The organism is Tissierella praeacuta (assembly GCF_040396155.1).
Lineage (GTDB): Bacteria > Bacillota > Clostridia > Tissierellales > Tissierellaceae > Tissierella > Tissierella praeacuta_A.
In genome coordinates, this window is the sequence record NZ_JBEBOY010000007.1 from 69,190 (window position 1) to 90,982 (window position 21,793).

Annotated in this window: 23 protein-coding genes; 4 read left to right on the forward strand and 19 right to left on the reverse strand. The window is 32.2% G+C overall.

Annotated features, from left to right (window positions below; translation table 11 throughout):
• Window positions 1-71: 71 nt before the first annotated feature.
• From ABWP20_RS05385 to ABWP20_RS05395, 3 genes are read right to left on the reverse strand one after another with little or no spacing between them, the layout of a single operon-like run.
• A complete protein-coding gene (locus tag ABWP20_RS05385) occupies window positions 72-647 on the reverse strand; it encodes a hypothetical protein (protein WP_353094485.1) in 576 nt (191 codons plus the stop codon).
• 55 nt (window positions 648-702) lie between these two features.
• A complete protein-coding gene (locus ABWP20_RS05390) occupies window positions 703-1,236 on the reverse strand; it encodes a cysteine hydrolase family protein (RefSeq protein ID WP_353094487.1) in 534 nt (177 codons plus the stop codon).
• Between the two features lie 15 nt (window positions 1,237-1,251).
• The gene (locus ABWP20_RS05395; protein WP_353094489.1) at window positions 1,252-1,527 is read right to left on the reverse strand and encodes a hypothetical protein; all 276 of its coding nucleotides are present in this window, start codon (window positions 1,525-1,527) and stop codon (window positions 1,252-1,254) included.
• A 339-nt stretch (window positions 1,528-1,866) separates the two neighbouring features.
• Between ABWP20_RS05395 and ABWP20_RS05400 the strand changes: the two genes are divergently transcribed.
• Window positions 1,867-2,163, forward strand: coding sequence for a LysM peptidoglycan-binding domain-containing protein (locus ABWP20_RS05400; protein ID WP_353094492.1), 297 nt, complete (start codon window positions 1,867-1,869; stop codon window positions 2,161-2,163).
• Window positions 2,164-2,206: 43 nt separating this feature from the next.
• On the opposite strand, the gene ABWP20_RS05405 is transcribed toward ABWP20_RS05400, so the two are convergent.
• The 4 genes from ABWP20_RS05405 to ABWP20_RS05420 all read right to left on the reverse strand — a co-directional run bounded on the left by ABWP20_RS05405 (window position 2,207) and on the right by ABWP20_RS05420 (window position 6,804).
• Entirely contained in the window at window positions 2,207-4,309 is a 2,103-nt protein-coding gene (locus ABWP20_RS05405) for a stalk domain-containing protein (RefSeq protein WP_353094494.1), read from the reverse strand.
• A gap of 32 nt (window positions 4,310-4,341) precedes the next feature.
• Window positions 4,342-4,503, reverse strand: a complete 162-nt coding sequence (locus tag ABWP20_RS05410) for a rubredoxin (RefSeq protein WP_353094496.1) — start codon at window positions 4,501-4,503, stop codon at window positions 4,342-4,344.
• Between the two features lie 41 nt (window positions 4,504-4,544).
• Complete coding sequence (locus ABWP20_RS05415; protein ID WP_353094498.1) at window positions 4,545-5,108, reverse strand: DNA-3-methyladenine glycosylase I; 564 nt, start codon at window positions 5,106-5,108, stop codon at window positions 4,545-4,547.
• A 400-nt stretch (window positions 5,109-5,508) separates the two neighbouring features.
• Entirely contained in the window at window positions 5,509-6,804 is a 1,296-nt protein-coding gene (locus ABWP20_RS05420; RefSeq protein WP_353094500.1) for an acetamidase/formamidase family protein, read from the reverse strand.
• A 185-nt stretch (window positions 6,805-6,989) separates the two neighbouring features.
• Between ABWP20_RS05420 and ABWP20_RS05425 the strand changes: the two genes are divergently transcribed.
• A complete protein-coding gene (locus ABWP20_RS05425; protein WP_353094502.1) occupies window positions 6,990-7,520 on the forward strand; it encodes a nitroreductase family protein in 531 nt (176 codons plus the stop codon).
• Between the two features lie 91 nt (window positions 7,521-7,611).
• Here the strand turns inward: ABWP20_RS05425 and ABWP20_RS05430 are convergent, their stop codons facing one another.
• Genes ABWP20_RS05430 through ABWP20_RS05450 form a run of 5 tightly spaced genes read right to left on the reverse strand, consistent with a single transcriptional unit; the run spans window position 7,612 to window position 12,218 of the window.
• Window positions 7,612-8,319, reverse strand: coding sequence for an ABC transporter ATP-binding protein (locus tag ABWP20_RS05430; RefSeq protein ID WP_353094504.1), 708 nt, complete (start codon window positions 8,317-8,319; stop codon window positions 7,612-7,614).
• On the reverse strand, window positions 8,313-9,086 hold the full coding sequence (locus ABWP20_RS05435) for an ABC transporter ATP-binding protein (RefSeq protein ID WP_353094506.1): 774 nt from the start codon (window positions 9,084-9,086) through the stop codon (window positions 8,313-8,315). Before ABWP20_RS05435 ends, ABWP20_RS05430 begins: the two co-directional genes overlap by 7 nt.
• The gene (locus ABWP20_RS05440) at window positions 9,067-10,137 is read right to left on the reverse strand and encodes a branched-chain amino acid ABC transporter permease (RefSeq protein ID WP_353094507.1); all 1,071 of its coding nucleotides are present in this window, start codon (window positions 10,135-10,137) and stop codon (window positions 9,067-9,069) included. Before ABWP20_RS05440 ends, ABWP20_RS05435 begins: the two co-directional genes overlap by 20 nt.
• Window positions 10,138-10,150: 13 nt before the next feature.
• Window positions 10,151-11,023, reverse strand: coding sequence for a branched-chain amino acid ABC transporter permease (locus ABWP20_RS05445; RefSeq protein WP_353094509.1), 873 nt, complete (start codon window positions 11,021-11,023; stop codon window positions 10,151-10,153).
• 55 nt (window positions 11,024-11,078) lie between these two features.
• Window positions 11,079-12,218, reverse strand: coding sequence for an ABC transporter substrate-binding protein (locus ABWP20_RS05450; RefSeq protein WP_353094511.1), 1,140 nt, complete (start codon window positions 12,216-12,218; stop codon window positions 11,079-11,081).
• A 274-nt stretch (window positions 12,219-12,492) separates the two neighbouring features.
• Between ABWP20_RS05450 and ABWP20_RS05455 the strand changes: the two genes are divergently transcribed.
• Together ABWP20_RS05455 and ABWP20_RS05460 are read left to right on the forward strand one after the other, a co-directional pair.
• A complete protein-coding gene (locus ABWP20_RS05455) occupies window positions 12,493-14,100 on the forward strand; it encodes a transporter substrate-binding domain-containing protein (protein WP_353094513.1) in 1,608 nt (535 codons plus the stop codon).
• Window position 14,101: 1 nt separating this feature from the next.
• On the forward strand, window positions 14,102-15,454 hold the full coding sequence (locus ABWP20_RS05460) for a sigma-54-dependent transcriptional regulator (protein ID WP_353094515.1): 1,353 nt from the start codon (window positions 14,102-14,104) through the stop codon (window positions 15,452-15,454).
• Between the two features lie 48 nt (window positions 15,455-15,502).
• On the opposite strand, the gene ABWP20_RS05465 is transcribed toward ABWP20_RS05460, so the two are convergent.
• From ABWP20_RS05465 to yqeB, 7 genes are all read right to left on the reverse strand, one after another.
• Window positions 15,503-15,808: an AtuA-related protein gene (locus ABWP20_RS05465; RefSeq protein WP_353094516.1), complete on the reverse strand. Its 306-nt coding sequence runs from the start codon at window positions 15,806-15,808 to the stop codon at window positions 15,503-15,505.
• 2 nt (window positions 15,809-15,810) lie between these two features.
• Window positions 15,811-17,160 carry an acyclic terpene utilization AtuA family protein gene (locus ABWP20_RS05470; RefSeq protein WP_353094518.1) on the reverse strand — a complete coding sequence of 450 codons (1,350 nt, stop codon included), beginning with the start codon at window positions 17,158-17,160 and terminating at the stop codon, window positions 15,811-15,813.
• Between the two features lie 65 nt (window positions 17,161-17,225).
• Window positions 17,226-17,999, reverse strand: coding sequence for an ABC transporter permease (locus tag ABWP20_RS05475; protein ID WP_353094520.1), 774 nt, complete (start codon window positions 17,997-17,999; stop codon window positions 17,226-17,228).
• 48 nt (window positions 18,000-18,047) lie between these two features.
• A complete protein-coding gene (locus ABWP20_RS05480; RefSeq protein WP_353094522.1) occupies window positions 18,048-19,175 on the reverse strand; it encodes an ABC transporter substrate-binding protein in 1,128 nt (375 codons plus the stop codon).
• A gap of 1 nt (window position 19,176) precedes the next feature.
• Window positions 19,177-19,971 (reverse strand): ABC transporter ATP-binding protein, encoded by a 795-nt coding sequence (locus ABWP20_RS05485; protein ID WP_353094524.1) that lies wholly within the window; start codon window positions 19,969-19,971, stop codon window positions 19,177-19,179.
• Window positions 19,972-20,190: 219 nt separating this feature from the next.
• Entirely contained in the window at window positions 20,191-20,982 is a 792-nt protein-coding gene (locus ABWP20_RS05490; RefSeq protein ID WP_353094526.1) for an XdhC family protein, read from the reverse strand.
• Window positions 20,983-21,780: a selenium-dependent molybdenum cofactor biosynthesis protein YqeB gene (gene yqeB, locus ABWP20_RS05495; protein WP_353094527.1), complete on the reverse strand. Its 798-nt coding sequence runs from the start codon at window positions 21,778-21,780 to the stop codon at window positions 20,983-20,985.
• Window positions 21,781-21,793 lie beyond the last annotated feature (13 nt).

The following is a 21,793-nucleotide window of genomic DNA, read 5'->3' on the forward strand; positions in this document are numbered from 1 at the left end:
TGTTTATATGCAAGCTGTAATTTTAAGAACTATAGCTCTCTATTAACTTATTCCCATTTTTTCTTATTTACCTACATTTTAATGTCAAAAAACTTACCTTTTTCCTCATGAAGTAAATCTTTAGTATTATCCTTAATATCTTTTATATCCTTATTTTTATAATTCACTTCAGCCTTATTTACTGCTTCTACTAGATATTCACCATATTTTTCATCAACTTTATCTAAGACAATGTTTGCTTCCATTTTTGCCTGTAATATAATGTCCCTGGCCTCTTTTTTATTTTTTGCACGTTTCAATCTACTTTCAAGCTCTTTTCTTCTTTCATTTGCTCTTTTAGCTTTTTCCAATTTTTCTGGATCAATTTCTGTGAGTTTATCCCTTTCTTCTCCTGTTAGACTTTCTCCTCTTGCTATCTTTTTTGCAATCCTATCTTCTACTATATCATCTATAATCTTCTTATTCATCACAGAGCCAATATTTCCGCCGCCCTCTACATTCTCATTCTTCTTTTGTTTTATATTATTAAATCCAAATATATTCTGTCCCGACATAATAGTTTTACTGTTCCAAGGTTTAAAGCCTATATCTTTTTTATTATTTCCCATAAAGTCATTGAGTTTTAATTGATTTCCCATTATTTTCACATCATCAACTCCTTTTTCTATCCTATAAAATATATATCGGTAGAAAATGGAATACTTACATATTAATTATAAAGATTTGGCATACTTTCATTGCATTTAAAGCATTTAGATGGCTTTCTGGTGTTACTCCTGCACAGCATTTTGCATCTACCAATATCTTTATCTCTGGTAAAAATGCCTTAATTAATAATGCATTGGAGATTACACAGATATCAGTGCAAAGGCCTACTAGCTCTATTTCATCTATTTTCTCTTTTCCATCCATATTCATAAGATATTGAACTAGATCCTTTGAACCAAAGGTATCTTTATTATAAATATTATTTTCAGTGTCCTTCATTAATTTTTTAATATCTTTATGTACTTCCCATCCTTCTGTATTTTCTATACAATGCTCTACAGGTAAACATCTTCCTTCTTGTATAGATAAATAATCCTTATTATGAGTATCTCTTGTATATATGATTTGTCCATCATAGTTCTTTATCTTCTCTATTACATTTGGAAGAATACTGACTGCTTCCTTTGTACCTAATGCTCCGTCTATAAAATCATTTTGCATATCAACAACTATTAAAACTTTATTCATTTTTCATCTTCCTTTCTATCTATAAAAACTTGTACATCCACCAAATAGCACTCCAAATCCAATTAAAATTGCCCCTATTATTAAAGTTGCCCTAGAAAAGTTTTGTAAGTTTTTATTTGTGTTCTCACTAAACCCCCACACAAAATACATTAGTATATTTAGAATAGGAATAGCAAGCACAATCAATACCCCTATCCATTCTCCTACTGTCATTACATCATCGTTGCTTTTCTTAAAACCTGAACTCTCCCAATGTCCAGAACTATGGTCATAATTATTATAGTTGAACAAATTCCTCCCCCCTACTATCCTTTTTAATCCCATTTAATATATTCGATATATATTTTAAAATTCCTTCTTTTCTAGAGATTTCTACCTATACATCCTTTTTAATATTTCATCAAATAATCCGAAAATTCAATAATGAAAACTTTGGTAAAACTCGTCGAATGATTTATATCTATATGATACAATATACATTGAATTTACATTAATGGAAAATATACAAATATTGCATCAATTAACATTAAAGAAGCAATTTCTAATGAAGAAATCAACTCTCTAGCTAATAAAGCAGGTGTAGATCCTAGTTTATTTAAAGAGATGGAAAACAAAGGACAGTTTTATAAAATGCTAAACTCCTATAGAAAGGAAGAAACTGCTCCTGCAACTCAACCAGTAGAACCAATTAAGCCAGTTGTAGATACAAATCCAGAAGTCACAGAGATAACAGAGATAACAGAGATAACAGAGATAACAGAGATAAAAATTTCATCTCCTGAAATAAAGAAATATACAGTTGAATCAGGAGATGTATTATGGAAAATAGGTAGAAAATATGATAATACTTGGAAAGAATTAGCTGAATTCAATAATTTAAAAAATCCACACAGAATATATCCAGGTCAAATAATAATGATACCTTAATATAAATAAAGACAAGCCCTTTACTAATTGGGCTTGTCTTTATTTATATTCCTATTTTGTCAAGTTCATCTAATTTATATTGTTTAATTATATTCATTAGTTTTATTGGGTATTGGGAATCTGTTGCATACCCTGCTCTCCTTAATGCCCAAGCTCCTTGGGTGCTATCATGCATTACATCTCTAAAAATACCATATCTTTCACCTTTTAGAAGTAAATCTTTATGATTTAGCCAACTTTCATTAATATTATTGTATGCTCTAAAGTCTGCATCAATTCTAAATTTGGTTCCATTATACTCTTCCCATGTATTGGATATAACTGAACCTGCTGTTCCATTTCCCTTAATTCCAAATAGATTGTTGGAAATCTTACCAGTATATTTATCTACAGGTACAGACTGTCCCCATCCCGTTTCTAATATGGCCTGAGCCGTTTGTAGAGCAGCAGACATGCCAGTATTTTTCCAAGATTCTTTTGCTAGATTAGATGCCACTCCCAAAAACTTATCTTTAGCAACTATTGGTTTAGGTCCATAGGTTTTCCCTAAATAAATCTTAATTGGTATCTCTTCACTTGTAATGGTCTTGCCATTATATACACCTACTGCTTTAATATGACTATAATTTACATCCCCTTTAGTTGGTGTAAATTTATATTCTACAGAAGGATTTTGTCCAGATGCCAAAATCTTTTTTGTTCCTTTAGCTGGATTTATTAGAATATAGTCAACGCTATTTAATCCAATATTGTTCAAAGCTTTTAGATTTACTTCTGCTGTAATTACTTGTTTAGGTCCTACTCCTTCAATTAATAAATTAGGTTTTCCAGATAATTTAACAGAAATCCCCTTAGTTTGGTGTACTATTCCAAAGGTATCTTTTACTCTGACTAGAAGTTCTTTTGTACCTGAGTACTCTGGACTTGGGAACCATTTATAGCTTCCATAGCCCTGTTTTTTAAGTACCTCTTCTGCTCCTGTATTTGGGTCTCTTAAAATATATTCAGTTTCTATAACATTAAAATTCCTAGTAGCAGATAAATTAACTGGTTTATCTATTATCATACCTTCTTTAACTCCTGAAAATCCTAAAACATATGGAACTTCAACTTTAATATTAACAATTTCACTTGGATAAGCATTGTTATTCTCATCATATGCAATTACCTTTACAGAGTAATTTCCATTTTCATCAACCATAGGTGACCAATTATATGGTCCTTGTGGATCCCATTCTGTTGTTAAATTTGTTTTATTTTTATCTAAATTAACTATTTCATATTTTACATATGAAGCTACAAAATTAATATCTGCACTTAAAGATAAATTATCATCTATTACTTGTCCTTCTCTTATTCCTGTTACAGATACATTTGGAATTATATTAATATTTACAGGTACTGCATCACCTGAAAGGAAATTTCCCTTATTATCATATATGGCAGCCACAAGAACTTTCTTTCCATTGTTTTTTATACTTGGCAGCCATGTATATTTTCCACCTAAATCATTTCCTCTAGCTACAACTTTTCCCTTAGCTGTTTTAGGGTCTAATAATAGATATTTTATTTCTGTTCCATTTTTTGATACATCATTAGATAAATTAAGCTGTACCTCTGTTTTACCATTAATATTATTATCAGAAATTAAAATCTTTTCTTGAAAAAATGGAGTAAAATCTGATGCAATATTAGAATTGATATTTACTGTACTATTTTCCCCATCCCATTCAATTCCAATACCTAAAGCATTACTTACTAATCTCAAAGGTGTGTAAGTACGTCCATCTATTATTACAGGTGCTACATCAGATAAAAAATATTTTTCTTCTTTATCAACATACTGAACTAATCGGCTATCAATCTTTAATGATATTGTACTATTTCCTTTTTCAATTTTTACAATCCTATCATAGTTATTCCAAGTAACTGTTGCCCCTAATTCCTCTGAAACAAAACGCACAGGGACTAATGTCCTACCATTTCTCACTATTGGCATTGATTTAGAAGTTATATCTTTTTCGTCTACTACTAATTTAATATTTCCTGCTGCTAAAGATTTATAATTCCCCCTAAGACCTAATACCAATAGAATCATAAAAGTAATTATCGTTTTCTTATTAAATATTCTATTTCTTTTTTTCATCTTTTCTCCTTTCTTAATTTAGTCCTATGAAATTATTTTATTTCTTCAAAAGCCATTTTAGACTGATTGCATGTTGGACATTTCCAATCCTCAGGCAAATCTTCAAAGGCAGTATTAGGATCTATATCATGTATCTTGTCACCCCTTTCTGGTCTATAGGTATAGCCACATACTGTACATTTATAACTGTTCATATTATCATCTCCTTTTATTTCCCTTGTATATATTATATCCTTTATAAACATTTTGAATATTGTTCGCACCACACCATATGATCATTAACCATGCCTATTGCCTGCATAAAAGAATAACAAATAGTTGAACCTACAAATTTAAATCCCCGACCATATAAGTCTTTGCTTATTCTCTCAGAAATCTCTGTACTTACAGGAACTTGAGATGGATCTATCCATTTATTCACTATTGGATGATTATCAACAAATTTCCAGATATAACTATTAAAAGAACAATATTCTTCTTGAATACGGAGAAATGCCTGTGCATTACTTACTAATGCATTTATCTTAGCCTTATTTCGAATAATACCGGGATTAAGCAATAGCTCCTTCTTTTTCTCTGCACTGTATTCAGCAATTATTTGAGGATTGAAACCATCAAAGGCTATTCTCATATTTTCTCTCTTATTTAAAACCGTAGTCCAGCTCAATCCAGCTTGCATACCTTCCAAAATAAGCATTTCAAACAATAGATTATCATCATGGACTGATTTCCCCCATTCATTATCGTGATACACTATATCTAAGTCTTTTTTTGCCCAAGGACATCTCTTGGCTTCCATACTAATTCCCCTTATATTTATTTTTTATCTGTCAAATATTTCTTTACTACTTGGACCATTAAACATTAATTTTATAATAACACATTTATATTTCCACATCAATTTATACCTAATATAAGTTGTTGAATAACAACCTTTTTAATTAATATAAGATTGAGTTTAAGCCATTAACCATATTTCTTAAAAATCGAATCCAAAATTTAGCAGTTTTCAAAATTAATCATTCAACAATTTATTTTCCTTTTTATCTTAATCTATGCTCTAAGACAACTGAGATTCATTATTTATTAATAAGGAAATACTCTTTTCCAGCTTTTTATTTAACCAGAAAAGAATATTAGTTTACTTATAGATATTGCTATTCTATAGATTTCAATATATTATTTAAATCAAAACCTTTCTAAAGGTTATATTGCTCCTTAATTAAATCAAATAGTCCTACTTTTTCTAATAATCCCACTGGGGCTAAAAAAGTAACTGTTGCTGTTCCCGGATATCTGCCAATTTCTAATCCACCTGTTATTGTAGTTCTATTCTTAACTTCTGGTACAGTTATTCCCAAAAGACTTGCAGCTCTACTAAGTCCATTGTCAATGGCATCATTTAAGTTTTTACCTGTACCTACAAAACTAATTGGAGCAGTACTTTCCACTTCTTTTACTCTCCATTTATCTGCCATTACCTTTGCTTTCTTCATTTCTTCTTGAGTAATTGGCTTAGCTAGATAAGGCAAATCTTCTTTTACTGGTAATATAATCGGTCCATCTATATTTAAGTTCTTAATTACTTTTACTTTTAATGTGACCACTGATGATACATCACAAGTATGACCAGCTATCTCACCATCACCTTGCATAGCATGTACGTCTCCTACATATACTCCTCCACCTTTTACTTTAACAGGACATATTACTACTGCACCTTCTCTTACTCTATTGATATCCATATGTCCATCAGTTTTATGTGTGGCTAATTCTTCCCCTGTCAATGCATATTCATGTGGAGCCCCTATTAAAAATGATCCAAAATCACCTGCATTATGAGAATCCGGTATAGCTTTAGATGGTGTTGTTCCAAGTTGACCTATAAATGGTTTTAATCTTGAAATGCTGCCCACCATATCATGTGGAGCAAAAGTAACTATAGGATTTTGAATAGAATTATCTGGAATTGACATATATGATTTTGCATCTGCTGCAACTTCTTCTGCCACTTCTTTAGTTAATGTAACTCCTATTGTTTTTTCTTCATTAAATGCTATTGTATATCCATGAGTAAATTGGAAAGGCGCAATTTCTTCACCACATTTTGCACAATGTACTGATGCTTGTCCAATGCCTACTAATTCAGTTTTTGGATGTAGAGTTCCACATTTTGGGCACTTTCCCGCAACAAAAGGATCCCCTACAAAATTTTTAGGAACTGTAAATTCATTCCCTGATGAAACTACAGTAGATGTTACTGTAACAGATTTAATATATATTGCAATAGCATCACCTATTTCTGCATTTTCAACATATACTGGCTTTGTTACTTCATGCCCTCCCCTTAATTCTGGAGTTATCATAGGTCCCCAACATCCAGGTGCAGTATTAGCAACTATTAATCCGCCATCTTTTATTGGCCCTAACATTTCTTGATTTGGGTCTAGTATTCCATTAGTAAATTCATTAACAAGTACACTTTCTTTAGACATATCTATTTCCTCCTCTAATACTATTTTAATATATACACATTATAGCTTTTACCCTTTGGACAAATATAATAACAGCAATTTAGTCAATAGATATAATTATAAAATGATTCACACACTGTTTATCCTAAACTATTCTTATTTTTATGTTATAATATGTATGAGAAAATTAAAATAGGAGGTCAGTTATGTTAGATTTATTAATGAAGCGAAGAACAATAAGAAAATATAAGAATCAAGAAGTAGGAAAAGATATACTTGATAAAATATTACAAGGAGCATTAACTTCCCCTTCTGGTAAAAATATAAAACCTTGTGAACTTGTTGTAGTAAATAATAAGGAGCTCCTTGAGAAATTAGCTGCTTCTAGGGGTGGGGCCTCTCACCCTATATCAAATGCAGAATTAGCAATTGCAGTTTTAGTAGATTCTAATATTACAGATACTTGGGTAGAAGATGCTTCTATTATGGCTACTGTAATACAATTAACCGCAGCATCTTTAGGACTTGGTTCTTGCTGGATTCAAGTAAGAAATAGGTTAACTGAAGATGGAGAAAATGTAGAAGATTATGTAAGAAATGTTTTAAATATCCCTGAAAAATATAATGTACTAAATATTATTTCATTAGGATACCCAGATGAAGAAAAAAGTCCTCATGATTCTAAGGCATTACCTTATGATAAAATTCACTATAATGAGTTTAATGTAGGAAAATAAATTTTAAAAAGGACTATCTCAAAACTGATCAATATATCAATTCTTAAGATAGTCCCTTTTTACACATGTTTATCTATATTTAACTGTTCATTTATTCTTCTCCCAAATAAGCCTTTCTTACTCTATCATCATATAAAAGTTTATTAGCATCACCTGAAAATAAAATTTTCCCTGTTTCTATTACATATCCTCTATCTGCTGTCTGCAGTGCAATATTAGCATTTTGCTCAACAAATAAAAATGTAAGTCCGGTTTTTTTGTTTATCTCCTTAATAGATTCAAATATTTCTTCAATAACTATCGGTGCTAATCCCATAGATGGCTCATCTAACATTAGTAGTTCTGGATCTGATAAAAGCGCTCTACCTATGGCTAGCATTTGCTGCTCCCCGCCACTTAGGGTTCCTCCATACTGTTTAGTTCTTTCCTTTAATCTAGGAAATAATTTATATACAAATTCAAGGTCTTTACCTATTTTTTCCTTGTCTTTTCTCAAATAAGCTCCCATAAGAAGATTTTCTTCTACAGTCAATGCAGTAAATATTCTTCTTCCCTCTGGAACATGAATAAGTCTTTTAGCTACTATTTTTTCTGCACTTAGGTCATTGATTTCTTCATCCTTATATTTTATGCATCCTTTAGATTTTACTAAATTAGATATGCCCCTTAAGGTACTAGTCTTTCCAGCTCCATTACTTCCAATTAAAGTGATTATCTCTCCCTTTTTTATTTCAAAAGACAATCCTTGTAATGCATGTATACCTCCATAATATACATTTAAGTCTTCAACCTTTAACATTGTTCAGTACCCCCTTTACCTAAGTAGGCTTCAATTACCCTTTGACTTTGCTGAATCTCCTGTGGTACCCCTTCAGCTATTTTATTTCCATATTCTAGTACTGAAATTCTGTCAGATATACCCATTACTAGTTTCATATCATGTTCAATAACTAAAATAGTATTTCCTTTATCTCTAATTTTCTTTATAAGATTAGTCATCTCAACCTTTTCACCTGAGTTCATACCTGCTGCTGGCTCATCAAGTAAAAGTAATTTAGGTTCTGTAGCCAATGCTCGGGCAACCTCTACTCTTCTTTGATAACCATAGGGTAAGCTAGTAGCTATTTCATCTTTTAAATGAGTTAATTCTAGAAAGTCCAGAATCTCCATTACCTTAGTTTCAACTTCCTTTTCTTCTTTTACAAGCTTAGGAGATTTTAATATGGTAGCCAATAAGTTTGATGATGTTCTGCAATATTGTCCGACCATTACATTTTCAAGTACCGTCATAGTGCTGAACAATCTTATATTCTGGAATGTTCTGCCGATACCCATTTTTGTTATTTCATAGGGTTTAGACTTTTTAACCTTTTCTCCTAAAAACGTTACTTCTCCTGATGTTGGCTCATATATACCAGTTATTGCGTTGAAAAAAGTTGTTTTTCCAGCTCCATTAGGTCCTATTAAACTTACAATTTCATCTTTATCTATATGAAAATCTACATTGTTTACAGCTGTCAAACCTCCGAAACACATTGTTATTCCTTTAGCTTCCAGAATTCTCATTTTTCGCACCTCCCTTTAGACTAGACATACTAATTATTCCTTGAGGTCTTACTATCATCATCATTACTAACAATATACCATATATAGCATATCTATATGTGGATATACCTCTTAAAGCTTCTGGTAATATAGTCAGCACTGTTGCACCTACGATAATACCTGGTATACTTCCTACCCCACCTAGTACTACCATTGTTAACATTACTACTGATTCCATATATGTGAAGTTATCTGGATTTACATAGTGGATAAATGAAGCAAATACACCTCCAGCTAATCCTGCTATGGCAGCACCTAAAACAAATGCAAGTATTTTTAAAAAGGTTGGATTTATCCCCATTGCTTCTGCAGCTACTTCATCATCTTTTACTGCTACTAGTCCTCTTCCCAATCTAGAATTTAATAGTCTATAGGATATAAATATAGTCAAAAGAGCTAAGATATATAAGATATAATAATATCCAGTATTACTGCTTATTGTATAACCAAATATATTAGGTGATGGAATACCTGGTATACCAGCTGGCCCCCTTGTAAAGGATGCCCAGTTTATTAAAACTAACCTTAGTATTTCACTGAAACCTATTGTTGTAATAGCTAAATAGTCTCCTTTTAATCTTAGAGTTGGAATACCTAGCAGCAATCCAAAAACTGCGGAAACAATTCCGCTGAAAAGTAAGGCAATCCAGAAAGGAACATGATAGGTCACAGTAAGAATAGCAGTAGTATATGCACCTACAGCATAGAAGGCAGAATGTCCCATGGAAAGCTGTCCTGCAAATCCTAGAACAAAGTTTAGGCTTAATGCCAATACTATATATATCAGCACTAATACACTTGTCCTTAATGCATAAGTATTATTAAATAAAATTAGAGGTAATAATGCTCCTAATATTAAAAACACATAAGTTACAATTTTTCTCTTTTTATTATCTAAATTCATAAATCTCTTTGTACCTATATCGAATATCTTTGAAAGCACAATAATTCCCACATATAATATTCCTGAATATAATATTAAATTGAATAAAACCTTTGAAATATTACCCATCTTCATCCACCTCCTATACCTTTTCTTTAATGCCCTTGCCTAATAATCCATCAGGTTTTAGAATAAGTATGATTATTAAAATTATAAAGGCTATAGCATCTCTGTATCCTGAGGAGATATACGCTGCACCTAAACTTTCTGACACTCCCATTATAAGCCCTCCAAGCATTGCACCTGGAATACTTCCTATACCACCTATTACTGCTGCAATAAATGCCTTTAGTCCCGGTACATAACCCATCATAGGATATGCTGCTTTATAATATATTGCAACTAAAGTACCTGCCGCAGCCCCAAGAGCAGAACCAAGACCAAATGTAAAATATACTACCTTATTTGTATTAATTCCCATAAGCCTTGATACATCCATATCTTGAGATACACATCTCATCGCTCTTCCAATCTTTGTATATTGGACTATATAAGTTAATAATGCAACTAAAACAATTGTCGTACCTAAAATTATTAGCTGAATAGTATTAACTCTAATTCCTATAAAACTAAATACTTTGTTATTTATTACATTTGGAAATGACTGAGTTTCAGGACCCCATATAAGCATTGCGAAGTTTTCCAAAAATATACCTACTCCAACTGCTGATAGGAATAAATTTATCTTAGGTGCCTTAAACACAGGACTATAGGCAAACTTTGCAATTAGTATTCCGAAAATTGATGCCCCGGCCATTCCAAATAAAAATGCCAGCATTATTGGCATATTAAATAATGTCAATGCTGTATATGTTAAAAAAGTACCGATCATATATACATCACCATGGGCAAAATTTATCAGTCTAATGATTCCATAGACCATTGTAAAGCCTATAGCTGTTAGAGCATAAATACTCCCTAGAGCTATACCGTTACTTAACTGCTCCATAAACATATTTTTCACCCTCCTTTGTGTCTGTTAGGGAGCCCCTTAGAGAATCCCCATATCTTTAGTTTAATTGATCTTCTGCTAAAACTATTTTACCGTCTTTAACTTCTAGGATTAGAATACTTCTAGTTACATCATTGTTTTCAAAAGAGATAGGACCAGCTACTCCTGGGAAATCCTTAGCTTCTTGTAAATATTTTGTTATGCCGTCTCTTGTTGCTCCATTTTTCTTCATACCTTCAAGAATAAGTTTCGCTGAGTCATATGCCAATGCTGCATAGTTATCAGGTTCCTTATTATATTTTTCTCTGAATGATTCTACGAATTCTTTTGTTCCAGGGAATTCAACATCTGGATGGAAAAATGCAGCGAATCTTATTCCTTCAACAGCTTGTCCCCCTAATTTAATTAATTCGTCCGAACTGATTCCCTCTGTTCCTATCATTGGAACGTTTAATCCTGCTGGCCCTGCTTGTTGTGCAATTAAAGCTGTTTCTACATAATAGCCTGCGACAAACATTATATCAGGATCTTGACCCTTTATCTTTGTAAGTTGAGGACTGAAATCCTTTGATTGTCCTTCAAAATATGTTTCTGATGCTACAACCTTTCCACCCAGACTTTCGAATTCATCTGTAAAGTCATTTTTAAGGCCTGTACCAAAATCATTAGCTGTAAATAAAATAGCCGCCTTTCTTTTTCCTAATACATTATAAGCATATTGTGCTAAATTTTTCGCTTGTGTAGTATCAGTTAATGAAATACGATATAAATGAGGTGTAGAGCCATCAGTTATTTGTTTATTAACTGAATCTGTAATAACTGGTATACCTGATGCTTCATAAATTCCCCTTGCAGCTAGTGTACAGGAACTGTTCCAGTGACCGATTACTGCTAAAACTTTATTATCCCCTGCAAACTTTTGAGCCACGTTTGGTGCTTCTTTAGGATTTCCAGTATCATCACCAACAATTAGTTTTACTTGCTTACCATCAATACCACCTTCTTTATTTACTTCATCTAATGCTAGCTCTATGGCTTTAACCTTCATATCTCCAAATTGAGCTGAGTCCCCTGTCATAGGATTGGCTGAAGCTATATATAGCTCTGAAGAGCTAGAATCCCCTCCACCACCACCGCATGCAGTAAGTGCAACTATACTTAAAACCAATAAAATTGCTAGAAAGCCTTTCTTTTTCATTAAAAATCCCCCTTTATTTTTAGAAACTCTTCCAGTCTTTTATATATAAGATAAGAAAAGTTTCAATTATATTTTGATACCGTTTATTATTGCAAATGCCATGCCATATCTTTTTATATTTATAATCACCAATAAACCGCTATTTACTATCTATAACTGCATTAATTATTAGAATATAATAGATAGTATCTCTGCAATTAATTCATACTATGAAATTTTTTCATACCCGTGGTATAATAATACATAATAAAAATTTAAAATTCTGAGGTGTAAAATGATTAGAAAGAGAATCTTATCCATTTTCTTATGCAGCATAATCCTTTTATATTTTTCTTTGCCCAGTAATGCAATTACATTACAGGATATTAGCAAAGAACCTTTAAAAATTGGTGGAGATAATAATTATCCTCCATATGAGTTTGTAGATGATAATGATAACTTTAGAGGTTTCAATGTAGATATTATTAGGGCTATTGCCATAGAACTAGGACTGGAAATTGAGTTGATTCCCAATAGCTGGGAAGATACTATGGAAATTTTGAAAAATGGAGAAGTTGACGCTATTCAAGGCATGACTGTTACACCAGAGCGAAGTAAAATATATGATTTCACTCAAGAAATAGTAATGAATTCTCAAAATATATTTGTATTAAAAAATTCTAGTATAATCCATAATATAAACGATTTATCTGGAAAAAGGGTTTCCATTCAATCAGAAGATGTTTCTAAGGAGATTACGAGGAGAATATCAGATGTTACTGTTATACCAAAAACAAATCAATTAGAAGCCCTTCAATCCTTACTATCTGGAGAAGTAGATGCTTATGTCGGCAATAGACTGACTGGAATTTATTATGTGCAGACCCTTGGTTTAACAGAATCTGTAAAGATTGTTGGTGAACCACTTTATTCCACTAAATATTCTATAGCTGTTAAAAAAGGAAATAAGGAATTATTAAATCTACTAGATTCAGGTTTAGAGGCAATAAAACTCAATGGAACCTATGATAAAATTTATAAGAAGTGGTTTGGAGAAACTATTTTAGATATTAACCAAAAATGGATTAACCTTCTTTCTATGTCATTAGTTGCACTTTCTATATCATTGATAATTATTTATATAGTATATTACTGGAATAAAACACTGAAAAAAGAAGTTGAAATCAGAACAAAAGAAATTATTGAACTAAACAATCTTGCAATGCACAATGATAAGATGCAAGCATTAGGAAAATTATCATCAGGAATAGCCCATGAATTAAGAAATCCGTTAACATCTATTAATGCCTTCGTGGATTTAATCCCTTTAAAAATAGATGATGAAAACTTTAGAAAAGAATTAATGAAAATTGTTCCTAGCGAAATAAAAAGATTAAATGATTTAGTAAGCTCCTTACTTGATTATTCAAAGCCAAAGAATCCAAAACCTGAAAAAATTATGTTATCTGAAATCCTGCCAGACGTTTTAACTCTCCTAAAACAGAAATTTAGGGAAAAGAAGATTAAAGTAATTACCCAGAATATAGATATCTGTCTTTACGCCGATGAATCTCAAATAAAGCAAATATTGATAAATATCTTGCTTAATAGTATTGATGCCATTGATAACAATGGGCAAATAGACATAGAAGGAGATATTGTAAACATAAAGGCATCTATCAGTATAAAGGATAATGGATCTGGAATTCCGGAAGAAATGTTAGATAAATTATTTGATCCTTTTTATTCCTCTAAAAAAACTGGCTATGGAATTGGACTTTCCGTAACAGAAAGATTAATAAAGGAAAACAATGGAGATATAAAATTAGAAAGCAAAGATGGTCAAGGTACTATAGCTACAATTTATATACCTACTGAACCACCTTGTAGAAAGGAGAAATAATATGCATAATGTTTTAGTTATAGATGATGAAATTTCAATCCTTACTGCTTTAAGATTTGCTCTTGAAGACCACTTCAACGTATATACAACTGCAGATGTTTTAGATGGTTTAGAAATAATTAATAATAAAAATATAGACTTAGTCTTACTTGATCAGTATTTAGGTGATTATAAAGGTCTTGAAGTATTAAATACCATAAAGTCTGAAAATCCAAGAGTAATTGTAATTGCAATGACAGCCTATGGCTCCATCGAAGATTCTATTGAAGCAATTCAAAGGGGAGCTTATTATTATATTACTAAGCCTCTTGATATAAACGGTCTAATATCTTTAATAAATAAAGCCCTTGATTATCAATCACTTTCCGAACAAGTGGAGGATTTAACGAGAAAGGTTAATGCAGATAAATCTAGTTTAAAAATGGTTTCCTCTAGTCATGCTATGAATGAAGTATTTAAAATGATTGACAGGGTAAAAGATGTGGACATTACAGTTCTTGTATCTGGAGAATCAGGTACGGGAAAGGAGCTTATTGCTAAAGCAATTCATGAAACAAGCAGAAGAAAAAATCAAAATATGGAAATAATAAATTGTGCAGCAATACCTCATAATCTTTTAGAATCTGAATTATTTGGATACGAAAAAGGTGCCTTTACTGGTGCCAATAATAAGTATAAGGGGAAATTTGAATTAGCTCATAAGGGAACTTTATTTTTAGATGAAATTGGTGATATGGATATACAATTACAAGCAAAACTTTTAAGAGTTATACAGGAAAAGACAATTACTCCCCTTGGAAGTGAAAAGTCTATACCTGTTGATTTTAGGTTAATAGCGGCTACGAATCTAAATCTAAGTGCTGAAGTTAAAAAGGGAAATTTTAGGGAAGATTTATTCTTCCGCTTAAATGTTGTTAATATAGAAGCCCCTCCTTTGAGAAACAGAAAGGAAGATATTCCAGCACTTACAAAACATTTTATAAATAAATTTAGTAAGGCTTTTAATAAAGATGTTACTGGCATAAGCAGAGTTGCTATAGATGTTTTAGAAAATCATGATTATCCAGGTAATGTCAGAGAACTTCAAAATATTATTGAGCGAGCAGTAGCTCTTGCTGATAAAAGTACTATTCAGATACAAGATTTGCCAAGTGAAATCATTCCCAATACTCATAGGGTTTTATTAAGCGAAAATGTTCCTATCTATATTGGTGATACTATAGAGTCTGCTGAAAAAAAGCTAATTCTTGCTACACTGGAATATTGCAATAACAATAAAAGAAAAACTGCAAAAATGCTAGGTATGAGTGAAAGACATCTTTATAATAAATTAAATCAATATAATGTAATATAAAAATAAGTATCACAAATGGTGCCAGGCACCATTTATGATACTTATTTATTACAATTCTATTTCCATTTCCAGAAGTGCCATTCCAAGAGACTTCCCATGTTTATCTATAGCAAGACTTCTGGTGACCCCTCCTCCTAAGGATTCTTCCAATACAAAATTAAATGCGCATATATTATCAAGTTCGTATCTTTTAACTCCACCAAAACATATTTCAGAAAAGAATTCTTCTACTCTCTTTGCAGTTAAAAATTCTTTAAGCATAGGATAATCTTTTTCATCATATGGAATAACAGCAATATTGGACATATTACCTTTATCTCCAGTTCTGGCATGTGCTATTTCTTTAAGTTTCATGTCTATACCTCCCAATAGATAATCTCAGTATTTATATCTTCCTTCGGAATAATAATCCCGCCTACTGATAATACTTGTCTCACTTGGGACTCTATTCCTGAAGAACCTGCAGGTCCATTTGTATAAAGATAGTCTAATTCTTGAGCTATAAGCATTGCATCTTCAAATTTCTTTGTTCTCCCGCTTATTCTAAGTCTTATCTCACTATGCTCTTTAGGGGCAAAGCTATCTGAAATATTTGTTTTATATAAAGAATTATAACCTATATAATCAGTTCTGTACTCATCTATATTAGCACCCACAATCTTTAATCGTTTTTCAATTATATCAGCACACATCTTCGCACGAGGAAGGGAATTTAATCCGCCAAAACTTACTTCACCTTCACCAATATAGCAATCACAATACCCAACATTTACTTTATAAGTATCAGGTACTCCTCTTGACATAGCTCCCGTTACAAATACAATATCTTTCTCAATTTGTTTAAAAGCAACATTTGTAAAATCAACTATTGCATTAGGAGTAATATAGCAAGATGGATCTGTAATCTCATATAATAATTGTTCTTTGCATGTACGTAGGGATACTTCACCGCCTGAACCCTCGACCTTAGTAACTATAAAATCTCCAGTTTCTTCTATTTCAGCAATTGGATGACCTAGAATATGGAGATCTTCTACATCTTTATATCCTGGATCTGCAAAATATCCTCCTGTGATCTGTCCTCCGCATTCTAAGAGATGCCCCAGTAAAGTTGCCTGCCCTATCTCATATAAATCATTTTCTGTCCATCTAAATTCATGCATCATAGGCCCTACAAATAATGCCACATCAGCAACACGTCCTGTAACTACTATATCTGCTCCCTTATCAAGGGCTTCTTTTATCGCTTCGGCTCCTAAATATACATTTGCTGATATTATTTCAGCGTCAAGCTCTCCCAGAGTTTTTGTACTTTGCCACATTATTATATCTTTATACTTATCTAGACCCTCCGTTATATTATCCCCTGAAACCATAGCAATTTTAATATCTGTAATATCCATTTCTTTTGCAATTTTCATTATGAGACGAACAGCAGCCTCAGGATTTGCCGCCCCCATATTAGTTACTATTTTTACTCCTTTCTCTTTTGCTTGCTTTAGAATACCTCTCATTCTCGCCTCAAGCATTGGAGTATATCCCTTTGATGGATCCTTTAATTTTTGTTGTTGATTATTTGCAATTGTTCTTTCAGCAAGGCATTCAAATACAATATAGTCAATATCTCCTTCTTCCACCAGCTCTATTGCTGGTTCCAATCTATCATAGGAGCATCCTGCTCCACATCCTATTCTAACTTTTTTCATATTTAAGCTCCCTTCTTCAAATGCAGCCACAGTAGAATAAGTCAACTGTGGCCGCATTTATTTTCTTATTTATTTTCATTAAGAGTCCAAAACAATATCTTCTTTTTCAACTTCTCAAATAAAAGCATAACAACAACTATAAAACACCCCATAAATAATAACCCAGCAATTACCCTTGCATAATCAGAGAAATCCGCATAATATTGGATGAAATGCCCCAGTCCAGAATTTGTTGCAAACATCTCAGCTATTGCAAGCAAAATAAATGCAAAATTCAGAGCCGTTCCCGCTCCTGCTAAAATAGACGGCGCAGCAGCAGGCAAAATTACATTAAATAGCTTTTTATAACCCTTTAATTCTAATACCTTAGCATTATCCAAATATTTTTGATCTATTAGAACAATTCCATTTATAGTGCCATTTAAAAACGGCCAAAAACATCCTATAAAGATAACAGCTACAGATGACAAATAAAAAGTCGGCATAATAGCAATAAGATACGGTGTCATCATAGACGGTGGAATCGGATTAAGTGCAAATATAATTGGTTTCAGATTTTTATTTAATTTTGGATTAGTTCCTATTAGAATCCCTAGTAATATACCGGAAAAAGCAGCACCAAAATATCCTGGTATCAAAAGTTTTGAAGAACTAATGAGACTCTTCCACAATTTAGGCATTGAATCATAGAATTTAGGCCCAATTTTTGAAAATCCCGGAAATAATACTGGATCAAGAACATTATAAACATCAGTAGCAAATAGATAAATTAAAAATGCTGAAATTAGAATTATAATAGTCCCTATATAATTTTTGATGTTTTTTTTACCTTTTAACACTTATGCTCACCTACTATTGTAGTAAATACCATCTAGGCATCCCTGAATTTATTTTAATGTTTCTGAATTATAGCTTACAAATTTTTCTTGAAGTTCCTTATAGAATGCCTCATCAGGATTTTCAACTGTAAGCTCATCTAAAGCTTCTTTATATATCTTTACATTAATATGGTCATTTACATCTATATCAGCTGGATCAATGTATTTCATATCAATTAAACGATTCCACATATAGCGAACTCCATCACTCTTAGGATCCGTATCAAAAACTTGATTTGTTTCAAGAAGCATAGTTCTTGCATTTTCTTCATCTAGTTCAAGGTACTTCATATTTAATTGAACTGCATACTCTGGCTCTTCTTTCAATACCTTTTCAGCACGTATATATGAACGTAAAAATGCCTTTACAGCATCCCTATTTTCTTCAATCCATGCTGTGTTTGCAACTGGTCGACAGCAGACATGAACTGGATCCCAAAATTCATTACTCCAAGCAATAGTTTTTAGACCTGCCTCAAGGGACTGTAAATATGTTGAATTTGTTCCTATACCAATATCCGCATTTCCTGATTTAACAGCTTCTAACACTTCACTTGGTTTTTTAAATTCGAGAATAGTTACATCCTTTTCTAAATCATAACCAGACTCCATCATAGCTCCACGCCATACAATATCAGGAGTATACATTCTTGCCGTAGCGACCTTTTTACCAACAAATGACTCTAAACCTTTGTATTCTAAGTCTGATACAGCATAAACAGGCATACCACCAGATAAATATCCACCAAATATGGTAAAATCTGCACCATTTGTAACATATGTAAGAGGTGCTGCAGTTCCAAAAGAAACAGCTATGTCAATCTTTTTAGCTTGTAATGCTGTTAAAGCATCTGTTGAATTAGAAAATGGAACAAGATCAATTTCAATACCTTCCTCTGCTGCAATTCCTTTATCAATAGCAATAAATCCTAAAATATTTCCTGTCCCCGGATTATATGCCACATTTATTTTATGTGGTTCTTTTTTATCAGTTGTCTCAGGTGCTTCCGACGTTCCTGTTACTTCCACATCATCTTTTACTTTATCTGTTTCTTTGCTGCTACAACCAACCACAACTCCTACTAACATAAATACTGCAAGTGTCAATGTAATAAAACGCATCTTTTTCTGTCTCATCTTACAATCTCCCTTCAATCAATTTTTCTTCGATATCTTTATTTATAATATGGATAAGCTTATTTCGTAATTCTAAGGTTTCCTCATTTTTAAACAAAGAGTCTCGGTCAACTTTTTCTTCATCTTTAAAAGAATGTGTGTAAATGATTTTACTAGGACTTGAACCGAATACAAATATTTTTGTAGATAAAAATAAAGCTTCATCTACATCATGGGTAACAAATAAGATAGTCTTTCTGTTTTCCTTATCTTTTCGCCAAAGATCTAATACCATGTCCTGTAATTTAGCACGTGTAACGGCATCTAAAGCACCAAAAGGCTCGTCCATGAGTAAAATAGGAGGATCTAAAGCAAAAGATCGACATATGGCAGAGCGTTGGCGCATACCTCCCGAAAGTTCATTTGGATATTTATCAAATGTGGATTCTTCAAGACCTACCTTTTTCAAATAATACAAAGTACGCTTTTTCAATTCCTTTTTACTCTCATTTCTAAACTTTTGCTGCAAGGAAAGTACAATATTCTTTCCTGTAGTTAACCATGGAAATAAGCTATAGTCTTGGAAAACTACACCTCTATCCAGACTTGCTCCTTGTAATGGCTTATCTCCAACAAAAATAGTGCCTGAATTTGGTTCTGATAGTCCTGCCATCAATCTAAGGAAGGTGCTTTTACCACATCCAGATTGACCTAGCAGACAAACAAAGTCTCCGGCCTCTATTTTCATATTTATATTTTCAAGAATAGGATTCTCGTCATAGGAAAACATAATATTCTCAACTGTAATGTCATGCATAGTCAACCCTCCTGCACCTATGTGATATTAATATTCTAAATTACCATATAATTTTATTGTATTTGCTAACTCAAATCAAATTAAGAATAATTATAACATTTATCATATATATAGATTGTTTCTATAGCAAATTTAAGACTATTATTTAACAAAAAACGGATATACAAACTGAATATAAAAATAAGTATCACAAATGGTGCCAGGCACCATTTGTGATACTTATTTTTTCATATGTTTAAGTTTTCCATCATTCTTAATCAATAATATTTCTGACATTATACTCATTGCTATTTCTTCAGGGTTTCCAGATGATATTTCTAATCCTATTGGTGCATATACTTTATCTATATTTTCCTCTGATATACCCTTATGCCTTAAGTTATCCATCATAGTAATTACTTTACGTTTACTTCCCATAACCCCTATATATTTTGCATCTGAATTTATAACTTCTGTTAAAGATTCTTCATCATATTTATGACCTCTCGATGCTATGACTATATATGTATTGTTATCTATCTTATAATCTCTAAGTTTTTCATCTATAGGTCCTAATACTAATTCCTTTGCTAATGGAAATCTTTCATGAGTTAAAAATTCTTTCCTGTCTTCAAATAATACTATGTCAAAATTAAGTAAAGAAGCAATATTATATATAGCGTATCCAACATGTCCGCCGCCAATTATTAAAAGTTTCGGGTTAATCTTATATACATCTATAAATACTTCTACTTCTCCCCCACAAATCATCTCAACACCTTTTGTATCTAAAGGTAAGCTTATAGATTTACTATTTCCTTCTCTTATGGTTTCAATACAGAGTTCTATAATATGTTTTTCTAAAGCTCCTCCTCCAATAGTCCCATGAATTGAGCCATCTTCTAATACTGCCATCATAGTTCCTATTCCTCTAGGAGTTGAACCTTCGGATTTTGTAATCGTGGCAACAGCCAATTCTTTTCCATTATTTATATCCTCTAGAACCTTTTTCATTACTGAAAGATCTCCCATTTAAATCTCCCTTCCTTTCTTTAGATACATTATACCTTCTAATACTCCCCCTCCTATTGCTCTAGCCTTGTCTGATATTGTATATGCATATTCTTCTATTCCACGAGGGTCTATATCTCCTATCTTTTCTCCTTCTTTCACATAAAGCCCTTCCTTTATAATGCCCCTTAGTATACCTGAGATTTCCGCCGCTACTTTCACTTCTCCAATTTCACATACTATATCTCCAACTTCTACTTTATCTCCTATATTATAATATGATTTAAATATTCCAGCTTTCTTTGCTCTAATTACCCTTTCCTCTGTATAACCCATAACGTTTCCAGGAATTCCAGTGTTATTCTCAGCTTTCCCTTTGTATATTACTTTCCCTAAATTATGACCTCTTTTTGTCTCAACTACTAAATCCACATTCACTCCAGCTTCAAACCCAGGCCCTACACCTATGGTTATAGGAGCCATTTCCCTATTAGTTCCAAGATTCTTCTTAGCAATTATACTATCTACTACTGCCATTGGTTTTATACCATCTATTATTTCTCCTTTTTCATCAATGTAAACGGGAATAAATCCATTATCAATATTTTTATATATTTCATCTAAATTTTTGGTTAAGATAGCCTTAACTCCTTCTACTATAATAGCATTACTATATATGGCTTCACAAAAGGATACTTTCCTTCTAATTGCCAATGGTTTTTCTATATCTAATACTATTACCTTAAATCCTGCCATAAATAACCTATGAGCTATACCTGTAGCTAAGTCTCCTCCGCCACGAATAACTATTTTCTCCATATCTTATCACCTA